Annotated in this window: 18 protein-coding genes; 16 read left to right on the top strand and 2 right to left on the bottom strand. The window is 46.1% G+C overall.

What is annotated here, in order from left to right:
• Nucleotides 1–108: 108 nt before the first annotated feature.
• Nucleotides 109–1,800 (top strand): septation ring formation regulator EzrA, encoded by a 1,692-nt coding sequence (gene ezrA / locus J7E26_RS08945; RefSeq protein ID WP_214803984.1) that lies wholly within the window; start codon nucleotides 109–111, stop codon nucleotides 1,798–1,800.
• Between the two features lie 111 nt (nucleotides 1,801–1,911).
• Here the strand turns inward: ezrA and brnQ are convergent, their stop codons facing one another.
• Nucleotides 1,912–3,252: a branched-chain amino acid transport system II carrier protein gene (brnQ, locus tag J7E26_RS08950; protein ID WP_214803985.1), complete on the bottom strand. Its 1,341-nt coding sequence runs from the start codon at nucleotides 3,250–3,252 to the stop codon at nucleotides 1,912–1,914.
• 192 nt (nucleotides 3,253–3,444) lie between these two features.
• On the opposite strand from brnQ, the gene J7E26_RS08955 reads away from it, so the two are divergent.
• The 5 genes from J7E26_RS08955 (at nucleotide 3,445) to J7E26_RS08975 (ending at nucleotide 9,448) form a co-directional block, all read left to right on the top strand.
• On the top strand, nucleotides 3,445–4,590 hold the full coding sequence (locus J7E26_RS08955; protein WP_214803986.1) for a cysteine desulfurase family protein: 1,146 nt from the start codon (nucleotides 3,445–3,447) through the stop codon (nucleotides 4,588–4,590).
• A gap of 3 nt (nucleotides 4,591–4,593) precedes the next feature.
• Nucleotides 4,594–5,799, top strand: coding sequence for a tRNA uracil 4-sulfurtransferase ThiI (gene thiI / locus J7E26_RS08960; protein WP_214803987.1), 1,206 nt, complete (start codon nucleotides 4,594–4,596; stop codon nucleotides 5,797–5,799).
• An 81-nt stretch (nucleotides 5,800–5,880) separates the two neighbouring features.
• Nucleotides 5,881–6,096, top strand: coding sequence for an alpha/beta-type small acid-soluble spore protein (locus J7E26_RS08965; protein WP_214803988.1), 216 nt, complete (start codon nucleotides 5,881–5,883; stop codon nucleotides 6,094–6,096).
• Nucleotides 6,097–6,244: 148 nt separating this feature from the next.
• Nucleotides 6,245–7,831, top strand: a complete 1,587-nt coding sequence (gene mbcS / locus J7E26_RS08970; protein ID WP_214803989.1) for an acyl-CoA synthetase MbcS — start codon at nucleotides 6,245–6,247, stop codon at nucleotides 7,829–7,831.
• Nucleotides 7,832–7,852: 21 nt separating this feature from the next.
• The gene (locus tag J7E26_RS08975) at nucleotides 7,853–9,448 is read left to right on the top strand and encodes an amidohydrolase (RefSeq protein ID WP_214803990.1); all 1,596 of its coding nucleotides are present in this window, start codon (nucleotides 7,853–7,855) and stop codon (nucleotides 9,446–9,448) included.
• 21 nt (nucleotides 9,449–9,469) lie between these two features.
• Here J7E26_RS08975 and J7E26_RS08980 read toward each other — a convergent pair whose 3' ends face one another.
• Nucleotides 9,470–10,273, bottom strand: coding sequence for an NAD kinase (locus J7E26_RS08980; protein ID WP_214803991.1), 804 nt, complete (start codon nucleotides 10,271–10,273; stop codon nucleotides 9,470–9,472).
• 181 nt (nucleotides 10,274–10,454) lie between these two features.
• Between J7E26_RS08980 and sppA the strand changes: the two genes are divergently transcribed.
• From sppA to argH, 10 genes are all read left to right on the top strand, one after another.
• Nucleotides 10,455–11,462, top strand: a complete 1,008-nt coding sequence (gene sppA, locus J7E26_RS08985) for a signal peptide peptidase SppA (protein ID WP_214803992.1) — start codon at nucleotides 10,455–10,457, stop codon at nucleotides 11,460–11,462.
• Between the two features lie 13 nt (nucleotides 11,463–11,475).
• Nucleotides 11,476–11,967 carry an RDD family protein gene (locus J7E26_RS08990; protein ID WP_214803993.1) on the top strand — a complete coding sequence of 164 codons (492 nt, stop codon included), beginning with the start codon at nucleotides 11,476–11,478 and terminating at the stop codon, nucleotides 11,965–11,967.
• A gap of 78 nt (nucleotides 11,968–12,045) precedes the next feature.
• Nucleotides 12,046–12,732 carry a DUF2953 domain-containing protein gene (locus J7E26_RS08995; RefSeq protein ID WP_214803994.1) on the top strand — a complete coding sequence of 229 codons (687 nt, stop codon included), beginning with the start codon at nucleotides 12,046–12,048 and terminating at the stop codon, nucleotides 12,730–12,732.
• A 12-nt stretch (nucleotides 12,733–12,744) separates the two neighbouring features.
• Nucleotides 12,745–13,185: a GerW family sporulation protein gene (gene ytfJ / locus J7E26_RS09000; RefSeq protein ID WP_214803995.1), complete on the top strand. Its 441-nt coding sequence runs from the start codon at nucleotides 12,745–12,747 to the stop codon at nucleotides 13,183–13,185.
• Between the two features lie 114 nt (nucleotides 13,186–13,299).
• Nucleotides 13,300–13,803 (top strand): thiol peroxidase, encoded by a 504-nt coding sequence (tpx, locus tag J7E26_RS09005; protein WP_214803996.1) that lies wholly within the window; start codon nucleotides 13,300–13,302, stop codon nucleotides 13,801–13,803.
• A gap of 62 nt (nucleotides 13,804–13,865) precedes the next feature.
• Nucleotides 13,866–14,852, top strand: coding sequence for a class I SAM-dependent methyltransferase (locus J7E26_RS09010; protein WP_214803997.1), 987 nt, complete (start codon nucleotides 13,866–13,868; stop codon nucleotides 14,850–14,852).
• A 310-nt stretch (nucleotides 14,853–15,162) separates the two neighbouring features.
• Nucleotides 15,163–16,350, top strand: a complete 1,188-nt coding sequence (locus J7E26_RS09015; RefSeq protein WP_214803998.1) for an acetate kinase — start codon at nucleotides 15,163–15,165, stop codon at nucleotides 16,348–16,350.
• Nucleotides 16,351–16,449: 99 nt separating this feature from the next.
• The gene (locus J7E26_RS09020; protein WP_214803999.1) at nucleotides 16,450–16,962 is read left to right on the top strand and encodes a MogA/MoaB family molybdenum cofactor biosynthesis protein; all 513 of its coding nucleotides are present in this window, start codon (nucleotides 16,450–16,452) and stop codon (nucleotides 16,960–16,962) included.
• A 151-nt stretch (nucleotides 16,963–17,113) separates the two neighbouring features.
• Entirely contained in the window at nucleotides 17,114–18,325 is a 1,212-nt protein-coding gene (locus J7E26_RS09025; RefSeq protein ID WP_214804000.1) for an argininosuccinate synthase, read from the top strand.
• A complete protein-coding gene (argH, locus tag J7E26_RS09030; RefSeq protein ID WP_214804001.1) occupies nucleotides 18,322–19,698 on the top strand; it encodes an argininosuccinate lyase in 1,377 nt (458 codons plus the stop codon). Before J7E26_RS09025 ends, argH begins: the two co-directional genes overlap by 4 nt.
• Nucleotides 19,699–19,736: the final 38 nt, after the last annotated feature.

Here is a 19,736-nt window from a genome sequence, read left to right on the forward strand (position 1 = left end):
TATCATAATAACAATGAAAACGACAGATTTTCTCAATACATATATTGAAATCTTTCTGAATACATAAAACACCCTGACAGATTAAGTTGAACAACAAGGGGGCTCATTATGGAGTTAGTCATTGGGTTATTGATTATACTGCTCGTTCTGTTTGCGGCGGGCTACTTTTTCAGGAAAAAAATCTATACGGAAATTGATCGGCTGGAGTCATGGAAAATTGAAATTTTAAACCGTTCGATTGTGGAAGAAATGTCCAAGATTAAACATCTAAAAATGACCGGGCAGACGGAAGAATTCTTTGAAAGATGGCGCGATGAGTGGGATGAAATTGTGACAGCCCATTTGCCGAAAGTTGAAGAGCTCCTTTACGATGCCGAGGAGAACGCGGACAAATACCGTTTTAAAAAAGCGAACCAGGTCCTTGTCCATATTGATGATCTCCTGACCGCGGCCGAATCGAATATAGAAGGCATTCTTCGCGAGATCAGCGACCTTGTGACAAGCGAGGAAAAAAGCCGCGGAGAGATCGAACAGGTGCGCGAGCAGTATTCAAAAGCGCGGAAAAACCTTCTGGCATACAGCCATCTCTACGGAGAGCTTTATAACAGCCTTGAGACAGATTTGGATGAGATTTGGAGCGGAATAAAACAGTTCGAAGAAGAGACGGAAGGCGGAAATTATATTGCGGCGAGAAAAGTGCTGCTTGAACAGGACCGCAGGCTCGATCAGCTTCAAACATACATAAATGACGTTCCGAAATTGCTCGCGGACTGTAAGCAGACCGTGCCGAACCAAATTGCCAAGCTGAAAGACGGCTACCGTGAAATGACGGAAAAAGGCTACAAACTGGAGCATATTCAAATTGAAAAAGAACTGGATACACTGTCAAATCAATTAAAACGGGCGGAGAACGCGCTTTTAGAGGAGCTGGACGTCGATGAAGCATCGTCCGTGCTTCAGCTGATTGATGAAACGATCCAGTCCATGTATGAACAGCTTGAAGGCGAAGTGGAGGCAGGGCAGTCGGTATTAAGCAAAATGCCGGAGCTGATCATTGCATATGAGAAGCTGGAGGAAGAAAAGGACCGCACCAAAGCCGAAACGGAGCTTGTTAAGGAAAGCTATCAGCTGACAGCGGGAGAGCTCAGCAAACAAAATGCGTTTGAAAAGCGTATGGAAACAATCGGCCGGCTCCTTGAGCAGGCGAGAGAAAAGCTGGACGGGGAGCATGTCGCTTACTCCCTGTTAATAGAAGAAGTTGACGCCATAGAGAAGCAGATGGAAGAGGTTCAGAAAGAACATGCCGAATACCGCCAAAATCTTCAGGCGCTCAGGAAAGAGGAGCTGCAGGCAAGAGAGACGCTCACGCGGCTGCGGAAAATCATTTCTGACACGTCAAGGATGCTGCAAAAAAGCAATATTCCGGGCATCCCCGAACATGTGAAAGACAAGCTGGAGACGGCACATCTTCACATAGAAGAAACCATAAACCAGCTGCAAGAGCTTCCGTTAAATATGGAGGAAGCCGGCAGACATCTGGAGCAGGCGGAAAACATCGTCACTGAGGTCAGCAAGGAAGCGGAAGAACTTGTGATTCAGGTAAAACTCATTGAACGAATCATCCAGTTCGGCAATCGTTTCCGAAGCCAGAATCACATATTATCAGAACAGCTGAAAGAAGCGGAACGGCTTTTTTACACATACAGCTACAATGAAGCATATGAGATTGCTGCCGAAGCGGTTGAAAAAGCGGCTCCCGGCGCGGTGAAAAGCATTAAAGCCGATCAATCTGCATCATAACGAGACAAACTGCACCCTGATTGAATCAGAGGTGCAGTTTTTTTACGGCGTCTTTTAACACAAAAAAACGCCTGCGGCTGAAATAGATTCAATCCGCAGGCGCTAAGCCCGTTATGAATTTGCTTTATTCAGCTCAATGGGCGGGCTGATGAAAAACGTGATGATATAGCCGATAATGGCTCCTGCAATCCCCGGGAGAACCCAGCCGATCCCCATGCTGTAGAGCGGAAGATTGTCATTCAAAAACGAATTCAATGACCCAAGCGGGATTCCGGCAGCCTTTAGGCCGTCTAAAATACTGAATAAACCCGTTCCGATCAGGCAAGCAATATAGACTTCCCGTCTTTCCTTGAATATTTTATCAATAAAAGAAAGGATAATAATGACAATCGCCAGCGGGTAAATCGCTGATAAGATGGGAACTGAGAATGCAATGATCTCAGCGAGCCCGAAGTTAGAAATCGCCAGACTGAACAGTGTGACAATGGTAACCACCATTTTGTATGATAAAGCGGGAATCAGTTTTGAAAAATATTCGCCGCAAGATGTGACAAGCCCGATGCTTGTGGTTAAACACGCAACCGTGATTGCTGCACCGAGTACAATGTTGCCTAATGAACCGAACAAGTAATTAGATGATGCTGATAAAATCTTTGCTCCTTCTCCAAGCGGCCCGACAGCGTCTGTGCTCGTTGCGCCCAAGTAAGCCAATGATAAATAAATGAATGTTAAACCGGCAGCTGCAATAAGCCCCGCTTTAATACAAGCGGCTGCCAGCGCTTTCCGCTGTGTGACGCCTCTGCTTTTTACCGCGTTGACCGCAACAACGCCGAATACGATCGAAGCGAGTGCGTCCATAGTTTTATAGCCCTCTAGAAATCCTTTGAAAACCGGTGTTCCCGAATAGGATGAATGTACGGCTCCAAGCCCTCCCATCGGAGTCACGATAGCTTTAACGACGATGATCAAAATGATTCCGAATTTAATCGGAGTGAGGATTTTTCCGACTCTGTCCACTACTTTGGACGGATTGAGTGCTAAATAATACGTAATGGCAAAAAATATCAGTGTGAAAATAAATAAAGATAATCTCTCAGGAACCCCGGTAAGGAAAGGAAGTGCGCCGATTTCATATGAAACCGTTCCTGTCCGCGGGATCGCAAAAAGCGGTCCGATTGATAAGTACAGTACAACGGTAAAAACAGTGCCGAATACCGGATGGGCTTTATCAGCAAGCCCTTTGGCATCCTTGCCGGTTAAGGCGATGGCGATAATCCCCAAAAGAGGGAGACCTACGCCGGTCAGTAAAAAACCGCCCATCGCTTTCCATACGTTATGACCGGCCGCTTGTCCAAGCTCTGGCGGATATATCATATTTCCTGCCCCGAAAAAAAGCGCGAACAGCATGAAACCGATAATAACGGTATCTTTGACAGGTAGTGAGTGTTTCATAAAAGTCCTCCTAAATACTATGTTGAAATATTCTGTCAATTAATTGTCAGATAATATAACAAAACGAACATTACTTATTATATGGAAAAGTGGAGAGAAGTCAATACTCGTTTTATTGCGAAATTATATTTATTTTTGTTATGGTAACATAAATATCATACGATGTACCGTTTTCATAAAGGAGTTAAAAAAATGATATATTTAGATAACAGCTCAACGACCGAGCCGTATGAAGACGTTTTGGAAGTATATAAACAGACAAGCAGCCGTTATTTCGGCAATCCGTCGTCCCTGCATCGGTTAGGAACTGAGACGGAGCAGCTTCTTGAAGCGGCAGCGCAGCAAATAAAAAAAACCTTACGTTTGAAAAATTATGATATTGTATTTACATCAGGCGCCACTGAAGCGAATAACGCCGCTTTAAAGGGAGCTGCTTGGGCGAATATGAAGAAGGGCAGGCATATCATTGCTACAGCCGTTGAACATCCGTCAGTGACTGAGACGCTTGATCAGCTGACAGAGCTGTTTGGCTTTGAGGTCACATATCTTCCCGTCAATCAAGACGGCTTTGTGTCCGTTCAGGATGTAAAAGAAGCCATCAGGCCGGATACAATCATGGTCAGTATGATGCATGTCAACAATGAGGTCGGTTCCATCCAGCCGGTAAAGGAAACAGGCGATCTCCTTAAACAGCACCGGGATATTCTGTTTCATGTCGACCATGTGCAGGGCATTCATAAAGTCCCCCTTTCAATAGAGGAGGCGGGCATTGACCTTTGCACCATCTCAGGGCATAAATTTCATGGTTTAAAAGGAACGGGAGCGCTCTTGGTCAAAAAGGGAACCCGCTTAAATCCCCTTATAACGGGCGGCTCGCAGCAAAAAGGCATTCGAGCCGGTACAGAACACACAGCAGGCGCCGTTTCTCTTGCAAAAGCCGTAAACCTTTCTGCCCGTGAGATGGCAGAGCGGCTTTCTTCCATGGAGGAAGCTAAGAAGGTGCTGATCAAAAGGCTGAGAGAAACGGAAGGAGTTGTGATCAACACTCCCGCCGAAAACAGCGCGCCGCACATTATTAACTTCTCCGTTCCGGGTGTGAAGGCCGAAGTTCTCCTGCACATGCTTGAGGAGAAGGGCATTTATGTTTCTACAACCGCGGCCTGTTCAGCGAGAGAGCATAAACCGAGCCGCGTGCTTTTGCAAATGAATAAGGGCGAACAGATTGCGTCAAGCAGCATCAGAGCCAGCCTGAATTTCAGCCAGACAGCAGAGGTCGCAGAGCCGTTTATGAACGCGCTTGTACCGGCTGTTCAAAAACTAAAAAAAATGATGAGGTAGCATATGAATTACGATCACATCTTAATCCGCTTTGGGGAAATATCCACAAAGGGAAAAAACAGACGCAGTTTTATTGAAAGATTAAAACAAAACATCAGACTGGTATTAAAGGATTATAAAAAAGTAAAATATTTTTCAAACCGGGACCGGATGACCATTACATTAAACGGAGAAAATCCGGAGGAAATTTGTTCCTTATTAAAGAATATATTCGGCATTCAAAGTTTTAGTCTCGCTATTAAATGCGAAAGCAGGCTGGACGAAATTAAAAAAACGGCATTAGCCGCGATAGAAGGCAAATACACACCCGGGAGCACTTTTAAAGTCGCGACAAAACGGGCTTACAAGCAGTTTGAATTAAATACGAATGAAATGAATGCTGAAATCGGCGCCCATATTTTGAAAAACACAGAAGGATTAACCGTTGATGTGAAAAACCCGGATATTCCGCTCAGGATTGAGATCAGGGAAGAAGCGACATTCCTGACCATCCGCGATGAAAAAGGCGCGGGCGGGCTTCCTGTCGGTTCAGCGGGCAAAGCAATGCTCATGCTTTCCGGCGGTTTTGACAGCCCTGTCGCCGGTTTTTACGCGATGAAACGCGGACTGTCAGTGGAAGCCGTGCATTTTTTCAGTCCGCCGTATACAAGCGAACGGGCGAAGCAGAAGGTAATGGATCTCGCGGGATGCCTTGCGCGGTTCGGAGGCAGCATGACGCTTCATATCGTGCCGTTTACAAAAACGCAGGAGCTCATCCAAAAACAAATACCTGAAAACTACACGATGACGGCCACGCGGCGCCTCATGCTCCAAATAGCTGACAGAATCAGAGAAGAGCGAAACGCCCTTGCGATTATAACGGGAGAAAGCCTCGGCCAAGTGGCGAGCCAGACGCTTGAGAGCATGTATGCGATTAACGCCGTGACTGCAACACCGGTTTTGCGGCCTTTAATCGGAATGGACAAAACAGAAATCATCGAGAAATCAAAAGAAATCGGCACGTATGAGACAAGTATTCAGCCGTTTGAGGACTGCTGCACCATCTTTACACCGCCAAGCCCGAAAACACGCCCGAAAAAAGAAAAAATCGAGCACTTCGAAAGCTTTGTTGATTTTGAGCCGCTGATTGAAGAGGCGGCGGCCGGGATTGAAACCGTCACTATTTACTCAGAACAAGAAGCACACGATAAATTCGCCGATTTGTTTTAAAATCTGTATACAATTACCAAAGTTTTTCTGAATGAAGCCATGTGTTTTATCACATTCTATACTCACAAGGAGGTGATACACATGGCACAATCAAACAGCGGAAACAGCAACCAACTGCTAGTACCAGGGGCTGCTCAAGCTATCGACCAAATGAAGTACGAAATCGCTTCTGAATTCGGTGTAAACCTTGGACCGGAAACAACTTCTCGCGCCAATGGTTCTGTTGGAGGAGAAATCACTAAACGTCTAGTTTCTTTCGCTCAGCAAAGCATGGGCGGAAGCAACCAGCAGTTTTAATCACAATTTCACATAATGGCTAAGGAGCGGGGATGCCCCCGCTCTTTTTCATATATAAAATACACGAAGAAGAATAGGGATTTATGCATATCTTTATTGTAACGTCCTCTGTTTATGTATAATGGATAAAGAAAGTGAGGAGTTGTTCGTGTTAAAACGAGAAGATTTAATCGCCCCAATGAACTATAACCTTGTGAATGAAATAGAAAAATTCAGCCGTTCGAAAGAGAAGAACGCGCTTATGTGGGAAGATCAAAAAGGCAATAAAAGAGTCTGGACGTATGAAAAACTGATGGAAGAAACGAATAAAATCGGCGCCCGGCTGAAGGGACTTGGCTTTGAAAAAGGTGATAAGCTGATCGTCATGGTTCCGAGAGTGCTTGAGGCATATGCCGTCTATTTGGCTATTTTAAAAGCGGGAATGGTCGTCATTCCTTGCTCGGAAATGCTCCGCGCTAAAGATCTTGAATACCGGATCAAACATGCGGGTGTAAAAGGCGCCATTGTTTATTCTTCATTTGTCAATGCGTTTCAAGATGTGAAAACAAATGAGCTAGTGACACTTTCTATCGGTGAAAGTGATGCCGGCTGGAAAAACCTCTTAACGATAGAAGCGAACGGAGACAGCTTTCAAACGGCTGACACAACGAGAGAGGATATGGCGTTTTTATCCTATACATCCGGTACGACCGGCCAGCCTAAAGCTGTTGTACATACACATGGCTGGGCCTTTGCCCATTTGAAAACATCCGCCGGTGCATGGCTCGGCATTTCTGAAAAGGACACGGTCTGGGCCACCGCCGCGCCCGGCTGGCAGAAGTGGGTGTGGAGCCCGCTGCTTGCAGTTCTCGGAAGCGGAGCAACAGGATTTATTTATCACGGAAGATTTGATGCCGAAACGTATTTAGAGCTGTTGAACCGCTATCAAATCAATGTATTCTGCTGTACGCCGACAGAATACCGCCTGATGGCAAAGGTAGAGAATTTGGACAAATACGACCTTTCTTCTCTTCACAGCGCCGTTTCTGCGGGTGAACCATTAAACCGAGAAGTCATCGACATTTTCCAAAAGCATTTCGGCATCAAAGTGAGAGACGGATACGGCCAAACGGAGAGCACGCTGTTAGTCGGCGTTCTGAAAGATATGGACATTAAACCGGGAAGCATGGGGAAACCGACACCCGGGAATCAAGTAGAAATCATTAACGATGAAGGCGAAATTTGCGGAGTCGGCGAAACAGGCGACATCGCCGTGCATCTCAGCACTCCTGCACTGTTTAAAGAATACTACAAAGACCCTGAAAGAACGAAAAAACAAATCCGCGGTGATTACTTCCTGACCGGTGACCGCGCAAAAAAAGACGAGGACGGCTATTTTTGGTTTGAAAGCCGCAACGATGACATCATTGTCAGTTCCGGCTATACAATCGGACCGTTTGAAGTGGAAGACGCGCTTGTGAAGCATCCTGAGGTAAAAGAATGCGCCGTAGTGGCGAGTCCGGATGAAATCAGAGGCTCGATCGTGAAAGCATATGTCGTCCTGCAAAACGAGGAAACACGAAGTGACGAACTTGTAAAAGAACTGCAAAACCACGTCAAAACGATAACAGCGCCTTACAAATATCCGAGAGAGATTGAATTTGTGGAAAGCCTTCCGAAAACAGCTTCAGCGAAAATCAGACGTGTTGAGCTGAGACAGCGTGAAGAACGGCTTAAAGCGGATAAAAAAGCTTAATACAGAAAAGAGTGAGCGTGAATGAAAGCGATTTGGCACGGCGGTTTCATTTATACAATGCTTGAGGAGAACCAGGTTACAGAAGCTGTTTATATTGAAGACGGCATTATCAGGCAAACAGGCAGTTATTCCGAGCTGATTGAGGCATACGGTTCAGATGATACAGCTGACATAGATTTGAAAGGGGCTGTCATGTTTCCTGGCTTCACAGACAGCCATCTGCATTTGATCGGACACGGGGAAAAACTGCTTCGCCTTGATTTGTCGGGCCTGACGTCAAAAGAAGCGATTTTGCAAGCCGCAAAAGAAGCCGAACGGGGGCTTGCGGACGGTGAATGGCTGATTGGCGAAGGCTGGAATGAAAATCAATTTGCACAGCCGAATCATTTGACAAAACATGACCTAGACCCGCTGTTTCCAGACCGTCCCGTTCTGCTGAAGCGTGTGTGCAGGCACGCGGCTGCGGTCAACTCCGTCGCATTGCGTGCCGCGGGTATTACTAGCGAAACATCCGATCCGGACGGCGGAGTGATCGCCCGGGATGACGGGGAGCCGACAGGACTTCTGCTTGATAAAGCCCAAGAGCTTGTTACACAGGTCTTGCCGCCAGTCTCACTGGATTATGTAAAGCGCGCTCTTCAAACAGCGATTACGGATTGCTGGTCAAAAGGATTGACCGGGGGGCACTCAGAGGATTTGGCATACTACGGAGACGTCTGTGTTCCTGTTACAGCGTATGAGTCGTTAACCGGCAGCGGACTGTATCCTTTCCGCGCGCATTTGCTCGTTCATCATGAAGCCGCGGACAAGTGGAGTCAGCTTCAAAAATCGACCGGTCCGTATGTAGAATACGGAGCGATGAAGATTTTCGCCGACGGGGCGCTTGGCGGCAGAACGGCCCTGCTGAAAAAACCTTATCATGATGATCCTTCAGTTTCGGGCGTGCAGGTGCACGATGACAAGACGCTCTCTTCTCTTGTCAAAAAAGCGAGAGAAAAAGGGATGGAAATCGCCGTGCATGCAATCGGCGATCTTGCGTTTGAAAAAGTGCAGGATGCCATTGAGCAGCATCCTGCAAAACCGGGACAGCGCGACAGGCTCATTCACGCTCAAGTATTAGATCACGCCCTGATAGAAAGAGCATCACGGCTTTCGATCGGGCTTGATTTGCAGCCGCATTTTGTCGCGAGTGATTTTCCGTGGGTCATTGACAGGCTCGGAGAAGAGCGGATGGAGACGGCTTTTGCCTGGAAAACGCTGATATCAAAAGGCATATTATGTGCCGGCGGGTCAGATGCCCCGATAGAACCTGTTGATCCGATTCTCGGCATTCAATCGGCGGTGCTCAGGACAAGTAAACAAAATCCAAACGGGCCGGTATATAATGAAAAAGAATGCTTAACCGTGTACGAAGCGATTCAGCTATACACAACGGGCAGCGCGGCTATCATTCACAAAGAGAACACCCGCGGGGCCATTGCACCCGGCTATGATGCCGATTTTACCATTCTAAGCGGTGATCCGTTTACGGTTGATCCGAAGCGGCTCCACGAGCTGAAAGCGGTAAAAACGGTCGTCAGCGGGCAGATTGTATATGAAAAAGAGGACAGGCGCTGACAGCCCGTCCTCCTTTTTATATTATAAAAAAGAGCGCTTTACTTTTTCCCAGAAGGAATTGTCTTTCAGTTTAACCGTTTTGATTTTCTTTTCAGATAATGTAATTTCGACCTTTTTTACATTTCTGGTGCTGAGCGCTTCATTATCAAGCCCGATAATCGGATGCTCGTTTCCGTCCTGAATCACGCGTAATGTCAGTTTTCGATCCGAGCTTAAAATAAACGGAGAGCCGAGGGTGCGGTACGTGTTATTGTTCAATGAAGCAAGCTCTGATACCTGCATGCAGGAAATTAAAGGATCAACGACGGCGCCCGCCACCGATTTATTATAGGCGGTGCTGCCTGTCGGGGTAGAGATGATCATGCCGTCTCCCCTGAACGTTTCAAAGTGAAGATCATCGATTAACACATCCATTACAAACGTTTTAATGATGCTTGAACGAATGGAAACTTCGTTTAAACAGTGAAAATGATTGCTGTCGTCTACTGTTACGTGAATCAGCGGATATTTTCTGACCTCAAGCTGTTCGGCGGTCATGCTGTCTGCCATTTTTTCAGGCTCATCGCTGTGAAAATCGCAATACAGATGAGCTTTTCCCTTTTTAGCGATTCCGACATACAGGCAGTCATCACGGAATCCGGTCTTTCTGACGGCTTGTAAAAACGAACCGTCGCTGCCGATGCTCGCAATAATTCCGGCCTCTTCCGGATGAGACGCAACTTTAAAACCGTGCGTTTCAGCCAGTTGCTTTAAAGAGCTGGCTTGTTCTTTTGTTTCGTTGTCTTGTTTGTGAAAAAAATAAACATTGCGGCGAATATCGGCCATATCCCAATTCCCCTTTGCTGTCATATTTACGTTTTTCTCCCATCAGGTATTGTGTTAAAATACCTGTGGCAATAGTGTATCATGTTTCCTGTTTATCCGTTAAGTGAAAGCCGTTTCATAAAAAGATGAAACCTTTTTTACGGGGGAACGTACGATTAGTGTAGAAAAGGAGGCGGAACAAATGAATGCAAAAAGATGGATCGCGCTCGTCATCGCCATCGGCATCTTCGGCGTATCAGTGATTGCCAGCGTGACCTTCGGCGTGCTGAAGAATTTCGGCGATACCGGGTCTGACTTCGCGTCACTGACCGATGGATCGGAGGAAGTGACGCTGGAGGAGGGCAGCCCCGGCAGCAAAATCGCCGTGCTTGAAGTGGACGGAACGATTGAGGACAACGGCGAGTCAGGCGGCCTGCTCAGCTCAGGCGGGTATGATCACCGGTCATTTTTAAAACATATTGAGCGTGCAAAAGACGACAAAAGCGTCAAAGGAATTGTCCTGAAAGTCAATTCGCCGGGGGGCGGCGTGTATGAAAGCGCAGAGATACATAAAAAACTTGAAGAAGTAAAGAAAGAAACGAAGAAGCCGATATACGTGTCTATGGGTTCAATGGCAGCGTCGGGAGGCTACTACATATCTACGGCAGCCGATAAAATCTATGCTTCTCCGGAAACGCTCACAGGCTCTTTAGGCGTGATCATGGAAAGCGTGAACTACTCTAAGCTTGCCGATGAGCTCGGGATTAAGTTTGAAACCATAAAAAGCGGGGCTCATAAAGACATCATGTCTCCGACCCGCGAGATGACCAAGGAAGAGAAAAATATTATGCAGACGATGGTGGACAGCTCGTATGAAGGTTTCGTAGATGTCATTTCAAAAGGGCGGCATATGTCAAAAACCGATGTCAAAAAAATCGCCGACGGCCGGGTTTATGACGGCAGACAAGCGAAAAAGCTCCATCTCGTCGATGAGCTCGGTTTTTATGATGATACAATCAGCGCGATGAAAAAGGATCATAAAAATATGAAAAACGCTTCAGTCGTTACTTATGAAGAAGGCTTTGGATTGGGGTCGCTCTTATCCATGAGCGCGAACAAAATGTTTAAAAGCGAACTGGATTTTCTGAATATGAAAGAACTCATTTCACAATCCGGTTCGCCGCGAATGATGTATCTCTATGCAAAGTAGGGGGGAAGAAAGAATGGACGCGACTTACGAAGGCTTTGAAGGCAAAGAAGAGGAAGCCGAACGCCACGGGGCGCTTGAGCCGGCGTATGCAGGGTTTTGGATCAGGTTCTGGGCGTTTCTTCTCGATTGGCTTGTGATCTGGGGCCTTAACCACTTAATTGTTTCCCCGGTGTTCAGCCTGATGAACATCCCGAAAACAAGCGGTATGTTTACGGTTTCTGCCTACTCTGTGACAACCTTAATCGTCTATCTCGCCTATTTTGTGCTCATGACGAAATGGTTTCATCAGACACTCGGCAAGATGGTCTTTGGATTAAAGGTCATTCCTCTCGCAGACGGCAAACGGCTGACATGGGGCACCGTGATTTTCAGAGAAGCGGTCGGCCGTTATATTGATAAAATTTGGATTCTCTACGCTGTTGTTGCGTTTACTCCTAAAAAGCAGGGGATTCACGATCTTATCGCCGACACAGCCGTCGTTCATGAAAAACTGTACCGCAAATAAAAGCAGTAAACCCGGAGAAAAGTCCGGGTTTATTTTTTTTTTGATTTGGCGATAATGCTTGCTAAGGATGTGAAGTTTATGGGATATGCCGCAGCAGCTGTTCTCATTCTCATTGCGGTCTGGCTGCTCATGAGAATGAAAATCCATCTGACATTCGTATATCTCCACGATAAAGATAATGACAAATTGACCTTGAAAATGTCGGCATTATTCGGACTGATCCGTGTCAAAAAAACGCTGCCCGTTATTAAAGTGAACAAAGAAGATGTATCGATTGATGTCAGACAGGACACGGAATCCAAAATGAAAGGCCAAAAAAATGAGAAGAAAAAAATAACATACGAAGACGTCAAGCAAAGCATTCACCGAATTGAAATGATTCTGCATCAAGTCGTCAGAATGAAGGAAATCGGAGCTTCTTTTCTGGCTGGCATCCGTGTGACGAAATTAGAGTGGGTGACAGTGATCGGGATAAAAGACGCCGCTGCCACGGGTATTGCTGCCGGAGGCGTGTGGGCAATAAAGGGCGGACTGATGGCGATGCTTTTTGACCACCTTCGTTTTTTACATAAACCCGTGTACGAAGTCATTCCTTCATTTCAAGTGCCTGCTTCCAAGACGCATTTTCAGTGTATATTCTTTTTCCGTTTTGGACATCTTATAGTTGCAGCTTTCAAATTGCTCAAATACGGGCGGAACGGACTTTCTATCTTGCGAAAGAAACAGCCGGTTCCGGTTACTTCAAAGAATGATTCATCAGTTTAAGGAGGAGCGCACATGACAGACCATCCGATACAAGGTTTAATGAAAACCGCTATGGAAAATTTAAAAGAAATGATTGACGTCAATACAATCATTGGAGACCCTGTTGAAACGCCTGACGGAAGCGTCATCTTAACAGTTTCAAAGGTAGGCTTCGGATTTGCGGCAGGCGGAAGCGAATTTGGCGGAAAGCCGGCTGAAAAAAGAACTGAGGATGATGAAAGAAAAGAGCAGAAGCTTCCATTCGGCGGCGGAAGCGGCGGAGGCGTATCTATAACGCCGATCGCGTTTCTGATTGTCGGAACAAACGGCGTAAGAATGCTTCATTTAGATGAAAACACCCATCTTATTGATAAACTTTTAGACTCCGCGCCCCAGACAATTGAACGGATCCAGCATATGTTTAAGAAAAATGACAAAGGCCGGAATCAAAAAATGACGGATATTGATTTATAACATAAAAGTTAACTGCCGCCCGCAGTTAGCTTTTTTTGCGATGCGGCATAACCTTTGCAGTTTACATAAAACTCGACTATGATAGAGCTATACATAGAAAAGGGAGGAATTATAATGGCTGACATTACATTTAAAGGCGGAGCGGTAACGCTTATCGGACAAGAAGTGAAGCCGGGTGACCAAGCCCCTGATTTCAAGGTGCTGACAAACGGATTAGAAGAAAAAACGCTCGCTGACATGAAAGGGAAAGTAACCATCATTTCCGTTATTCCTTCAATTGACACAGGGGTATGTGACGCACAGACACGCCGCTTTAACGAAGAAGCTGCAAAACTCGGCGATGTGAACGTCTATACGATCAGCGCAGACCTGCCGTTTGCACAAGCGCGCTGGTGCGGAGCAAACGGAATTGATAAAGTTGAAACATTATCAGACCACAAAGACATGTCATTTGGTGAAGCGTTCGGCGTTTACATTAAAGAACTTCGCCTTCTGGCACGTTCCGTATTCGTTCTTGACCAGGACGGAAAAATCGTTTACGCGGAATACGTAAGCGAAGCCACAAACCACCCGAATTATGAAAAACCTATCGAAGCTGCAAAAGCGTTAATTAAGTAAAGAGGTGCAAAAGAGCTCCGGGTGCTGCCGCGGAGCTCTTTTCATGGCAAGGAGGAAACAAAATGCAAAACGACCATGTCGGTCAGATTTACGAACTTTTAGATGAAGCGGCCCGAGTCATTGCTGACGGCTTGCAGCTGTCATACATTGAGGGGCTTGCGGAAGCGGGGGAAATGTATTTTCTTGAAAAAACCGAACAGCTCCCGGTGCAGGAAAAGCATGCCGAACAGCTTCAAAATCTGCTGGAAAAGGCGGATTTCAAAACGTACGAGCATGAGTGGGTGCGTAAAGCATTTCAGCTCGCCATTTTAAAAGGGCTGAAGGATAAATCACATCCGAACAGGCAAATGACCCCTGATACGATCGGCCTTTTCATCAGCTATTTGGTGAATAAATTCACGGGCGGCCAAAAGGGTTTGACGCTCTTAGACCCCGCTTGCGGCACCGGAAATCTCCTGCTCACAGCAGCAAATCAGCTTTCTGACAAAATGGCAAAAAGCTTCGGGATTGAAATTGATGATGTTCTCGTAAAGATCGCTTACGCTCAGGCAAACCTGCAGGAAAAAGAGATGGAGCTGTTTTGCCAGGACAGCCTGGAGCCGTTATTTATCGATCCCGTTGATACGGTAATTTGTGATTTGCCCGTCGGCTACTATCCGAATGATGAAGGAGCTGCCGCGTACGAGCTGAAAGCGGATAAAGGCCATTCATTCGCTCACCATTTATTTATTGAACAAAGCGTCAAGCATACAAAACCGGGCGGATACTTGTTTTTTATGATACCGAACCATCTGTTTGACAGTGCTCAAAGTGATAAGCTGAAGCAGTTCTTTGCAGAAAAAGTCCATATCAACGCACTCCTTCAGCTGCCGGCTTCCATGTTTAAAGATGAGGCTCAGGCAAAGAGCATTTTAATTTTGCAGAAAAAAGGAGAAACCGCAAAGCCGCCGAAGCAAGCGCTTCTGGCCAGTCTGCCGTCATTTGCAAACCAGCAGGCCATGCGGGATATGATGGCGAAATTGGATCAATGGTTTCAAAATGACAAATAAACGCTCAATGAACAGTTTAAGGGGCGTACCCTTGAACTGTTTTGCTTTTTTAAATGAATGGAAAACATGTGATCAACACAAATTAAGGAAGAAAAGAAAAAATTCTTCAGGCTGTCCGATCCATATGGCATAGTGAATATTTATCAGAAAATATCGACTTCGTATTGAAAGCGATACCAAACGAGATGTTGACTTGAAATGCTGAGTTGACAATGTTTAAATGGAAAAGTCAGATATTTTTTGGACTGCATGTAAGGTCTGGGAAAAAAGAACGAAATAACGAAGAAGAATTTTGATAGGAGCGTCATTTATGTCTAAAATTATTGCAATTAACGCAGGAAGCTCATCTTTAAAATTTCAGCTTTTCGAAATGCCTTCAGAAAAGGTGTTAACAAAAGGTTTAGTAGAACGGATCGGTATCGCCGACAGCGTTTTCACCATCAGTGTTAACGGCGAAAAAAATACAGAAGTAACAGATATTCCGGATCATGCGGTTGCAGTAAAAATGCTGCTTCACAAACTGACTGAATTCGGCATTATAAAAGATTTAAATGAAATTGACGGAATCGGCCACCGTGTCGTTCACGGCGGAGAAAAATTCAGTGATTCTGTCTTACTGACAGATGAGACAATCCGTGAAATTGAAGATATTTCTGAACTTGCGCCGCTTCACAATCCGGCTAACATCGTCGGCATTAAAGCCTTCAAAGAAGTGCTTCCGAATGTGCCTGCGGTTGCAGTGTTTGATACTGCATTCCACCAAACGATGCCTGAGCAGTCTTACCTGTACAGCCTTCCGTACGAATACTATGAGAAATACGGCATCCGTAAATACGGCTTCCACGGCACATCTCATAAATATGTTACACAGCGCGCTTCTGAACTTCTCGGCCGTCCGCTTGAAGATTTGCGCCTGATTTCCTGCCATCTAGGAAACGGTGCAAGTATCGCAGCCGTTGAAGGCGGAAAATCGATTGATACATCAATGGGCTTTACACCGTTAGCCGGTGTTGCGATGGGAACACGCTCAGGAAACATCGACCCTGCTTTAATTCCATATATTATGGAAAAAACAGATCAAACTGCCGATGAAGTATTAAACACGTTAAACAAAAAAAGCGGACTGCTTGGCGTGTCCGGTTTCTCAAGCGACCTTCGCGATATTGTCGAAGCGTCCAAAGAAGGCAACGAGAGAGCGGAAATTGCGCTTGAAGTGTTCGCGAGCAGAATCCATAAATACATCGGTTCTTATGCTGCGAGAATGAGCGGCGTTGACGCGATTATTTTCACTGCCGGTATTGGAGAAAACAGCGTTGAAGTCAGAGAACGCGTGCTTCGCGGCTTAGAATTCATGGGTGTTTATTGGGATCCTGCACTGAACAACGTACGCGGTGAGGAAGCGTTTATCAGTTACCCTCACTCTCCTGTAAAAGTCATGATCATTCCGACTGATGAAGAGGTCATGATCGCGCGTGACGTTGTCCGTTTGGCACAATAATCATCAAAAAAGCACATCCTCCGGGTGTGCTTTTTTATTGAATGCCGCCACGGGAAACGTTACGATATTTTCATACATAATCAGTTAAGAGGTGAAAACATGAGCGTGCATGAACATAAACAGGAGGCTCCTGCAACGGTTCGCTGCAAGGTCATTACCGTCAGCGACACGAGAACGGAAGAGACGGACAAAAGCGGGCGTATAATGATGGATTTGATCAAAGCGGCAGGATTGCAAACGGTCGCTTATGAAATTGTAAAAGACGAGAAAGAAGAATTACAAAAAGCCGTTTTATCCGGCTGTATGGATGAATATACAGATGCGGTGCTGCTGAACGGAGGGACGGGAATCGCAAAAAGGGATGTCACAATCGAAGCGGTCACCCCGCTGTTTTCAAAAGAACTCCCCGGCTTCGGCGAGCTGTTCCGGATGCTGAGTTACACGGAGGACATCGGCTCGGCCGCCATCCTCTCCAGAGCGGCCGCGGGAGTCATTCACAACACCGCAGTCTTCTGCACACCGGGTTCTTCCGGCGCTGTGAAGCTTGCGATGAATAAGCTCATTATTCCCGAATTGCCCCACGTCATCAGAGAGATTCAAAAAGACTTGTAAATGAATAAAAAAGGCTGTGCTTCACTCAAAAAATGGGTGAAGTTTTTTTTATAAAAAGCTTGAAAAAACAGAATTTACTTGTTACAGTGTATACATACAAAATGAATTTTTATTAATTGAAACTAATTTTTATACAAAGGGAGCTTTTGACATGGCAGATCAAAAAAAAGTTGTATTGGCATATTCAGGAGGGCTTGATACCTCTGTAGCGATAAAATGGCTTCAAGAACAGGGATATGATGTTGTGGCCTGCTGTTTAGACGTAGGTGAAGGAAAGGATTTGGCATTCGTTCAGCAAAAAGCGCTGGAAGTGGGCGCGTCAAACTCATACGTTATTGATGCAAAAGAAGAATTCGCCCAAGATTACGCGCTCATTTCTATGCAGGCTCATACGATGTACGAAGGGAAATATCCGCTTGTATCTGCATTATCCCGTCCGTTGATTGCGAAAAAACTCGTCGAAGTGGCGGAAAAAGAAAACGCAGTGGCGGTAGCGCACGGCTGCACGGGTAAAGGAAACGATCAGGTTCGTTTTGAAGTATCCATTAAATCATTAAATCCTGATTTGGAAGTCATTGCTCCGGTCCGTGAGTGGCAATGGTCTCGTGAAGAGGAAATAGAATACGCGGCAAACCGCGGGATTCCGATTCCGATTCATCTCGACAGCCCTTATTCGATTGACCAAAATCTGTGGGGCCGCGCCAATGAGTGCGGTATATTAGAAGACCCGTGGGCGGCGCCTCCTGAAGGGGCATACGACCTGACAGCGCCTCTTGAAAACACGCCGGATGTCCCGGAGGTCATTGAAATCGCGTTTGAAGCAGGTGTTCCCGTCTCAATCGACGGCGTGTCCTATCCGCTTTCCGACTTGATTCTCAAGCTGAATGAGACAGCCGGAAAACACGGTATCGGCCGTATCGACCATGTGGAAAACCGTCTTGTCGGCATTAAGTCCCGTGAAGTATATGAGTGCCCAGGCGCCATGACGCTGATTACGGCTCACAAAGAGCTTGAGGATTTGACGCTGGTCAAAGAAGTGGCCCATTTCAAACCGGCAATCGAACAAAAACTGTCTGAAATCATCTACAACGGTTTATGGTTTTCACCGTTAAAAGACGCTCTGCTTGCTTTCCTAAAAGAAACTCAAAAACACGTTACAGGGGTAGTGCGCGTCAAGCTGTTTAAAGGCCACGCCATTGTAGAAGGACGCAAGTCGGAATTTTCTCTTTATGATGAAAAGCTTGCCACATATACAAAAGACGATGCCTTTGACCATCACGCGGCGATCGGCTTTATCGAGCTTTGGGGACTGCCGACAAAAGTGAACAGCATCGTAAAAAAGAAGGAGCAGATTAAAGCATGAAGAAGCTTTGGGGAGGCCGGTTTCAAAAAACTCCGGAAAAATGGGTCGATGAGTTCGGCGCGTCCATCACATTCGACCAAAACCTAGTCAAAGAGGATATTACAGGGTCTCTCGCTCATGCGGCAATGCTGAAAAAATGCGGCATCCTGACGGAAGAAGAAGAGAGCAGAATCCGTGAAGGGCTGGAAACGCTCCTGCAAAAAGCAGAAGATGAGACACTGGAATTCTCGGTTGATTATGAAGATATCCATTTAAATATCGAAAAAATGCTGATCGATGAAATCGGACCGTTCGGCGGCAAGCTCCATACCGGAAGAAGCCGGAATGACCAGGTGGCGACAGACATGCATTTATACTTAAAAAACCATGTCTCTCATATCATCGGGCTGATCGAACAATTCCAGCATGCGCTGATTGAAAAAGCAGAAGCCAATATTGAGACGATTCTGCCGGGATACACGCATTTGCAGCGCGCCCAGCCGATTTCATTCGCCCACCACCTGCTTGCTTACTTTTGGATGCTGGAACGGGATAAGGAGCGATTCCGCGACTCCATGAAGCGGATCAACAAATCGCCGCTCGGCTGCGGGGCCCTTGCCGGAACTACGTTTCCGATTGACCGCGCCTATTCAGCGGAGCTTCTCGGATTTGATTCCATTTATGAAAACAGCCTGGACGGCGTCAGTGACAGAGACTTTATTTTAGAATTTTTAAGCAGCAGCAGTATGCTGATGATGCATCTTTCCCGGTTCTCTGAAGAAATTATCCTCTGGTGCTCACAGGAATTTAAATTCATCGAACTGGATGATACGTACGCGACAGGCAGCAGCATGATGCCGCAAAAGAAAAACCCTGACATGGCAGAGTTGATCCGCGGAAAAACAGGCCGCGTTTACGGTGATATGATGGGTCTGTTTACGATCATGAAAGGACTGCCGCTCGCTTACAATAAGGATTTGCAGGAAGACAAGGAAGGCATGTTCGATACTGTGAAAACAGTCGAAGGCAGCCTTCAGATTTTCACAGGCATGATTCAAACGATGACCGTGAACATAGACACGATGAAACAGGCGACGAAACAAGACTTTTCGAACGCGACCGAGCTTGCGGACTATTTAGCGAAAAAGGGCATGCCGTTCAGGGAAGCTCATGAAGTGGTCGGAAAGCTTGTGTACACGTGCATTGAAAAAGGTATCTATTTAAGCGACATGGCGTTTGAAGATTTCCTTCAGGCAAGCAGTCTCTTTGAGGAGGATATTTACACCGTTCTCGATCCTTACCACGCAGTGGAAAAAAGAATGAGCGCCGGCGGAACTGGCTTTAAACAGGTAGAGCAGGCACTCGTTAAAGCAAAAGCTTGTGCAGGCTTTTAATATGTTAAAATTTCCTTCATAATTTCCCGTCATACAAG

Source organism: Bacillus sp. ISL-51, assembly GCF_018613535.1.
Lineage (GTDB): Bacteria > Bacillota > Bacilli > Bacillales > Bacillaceae > Bacillus.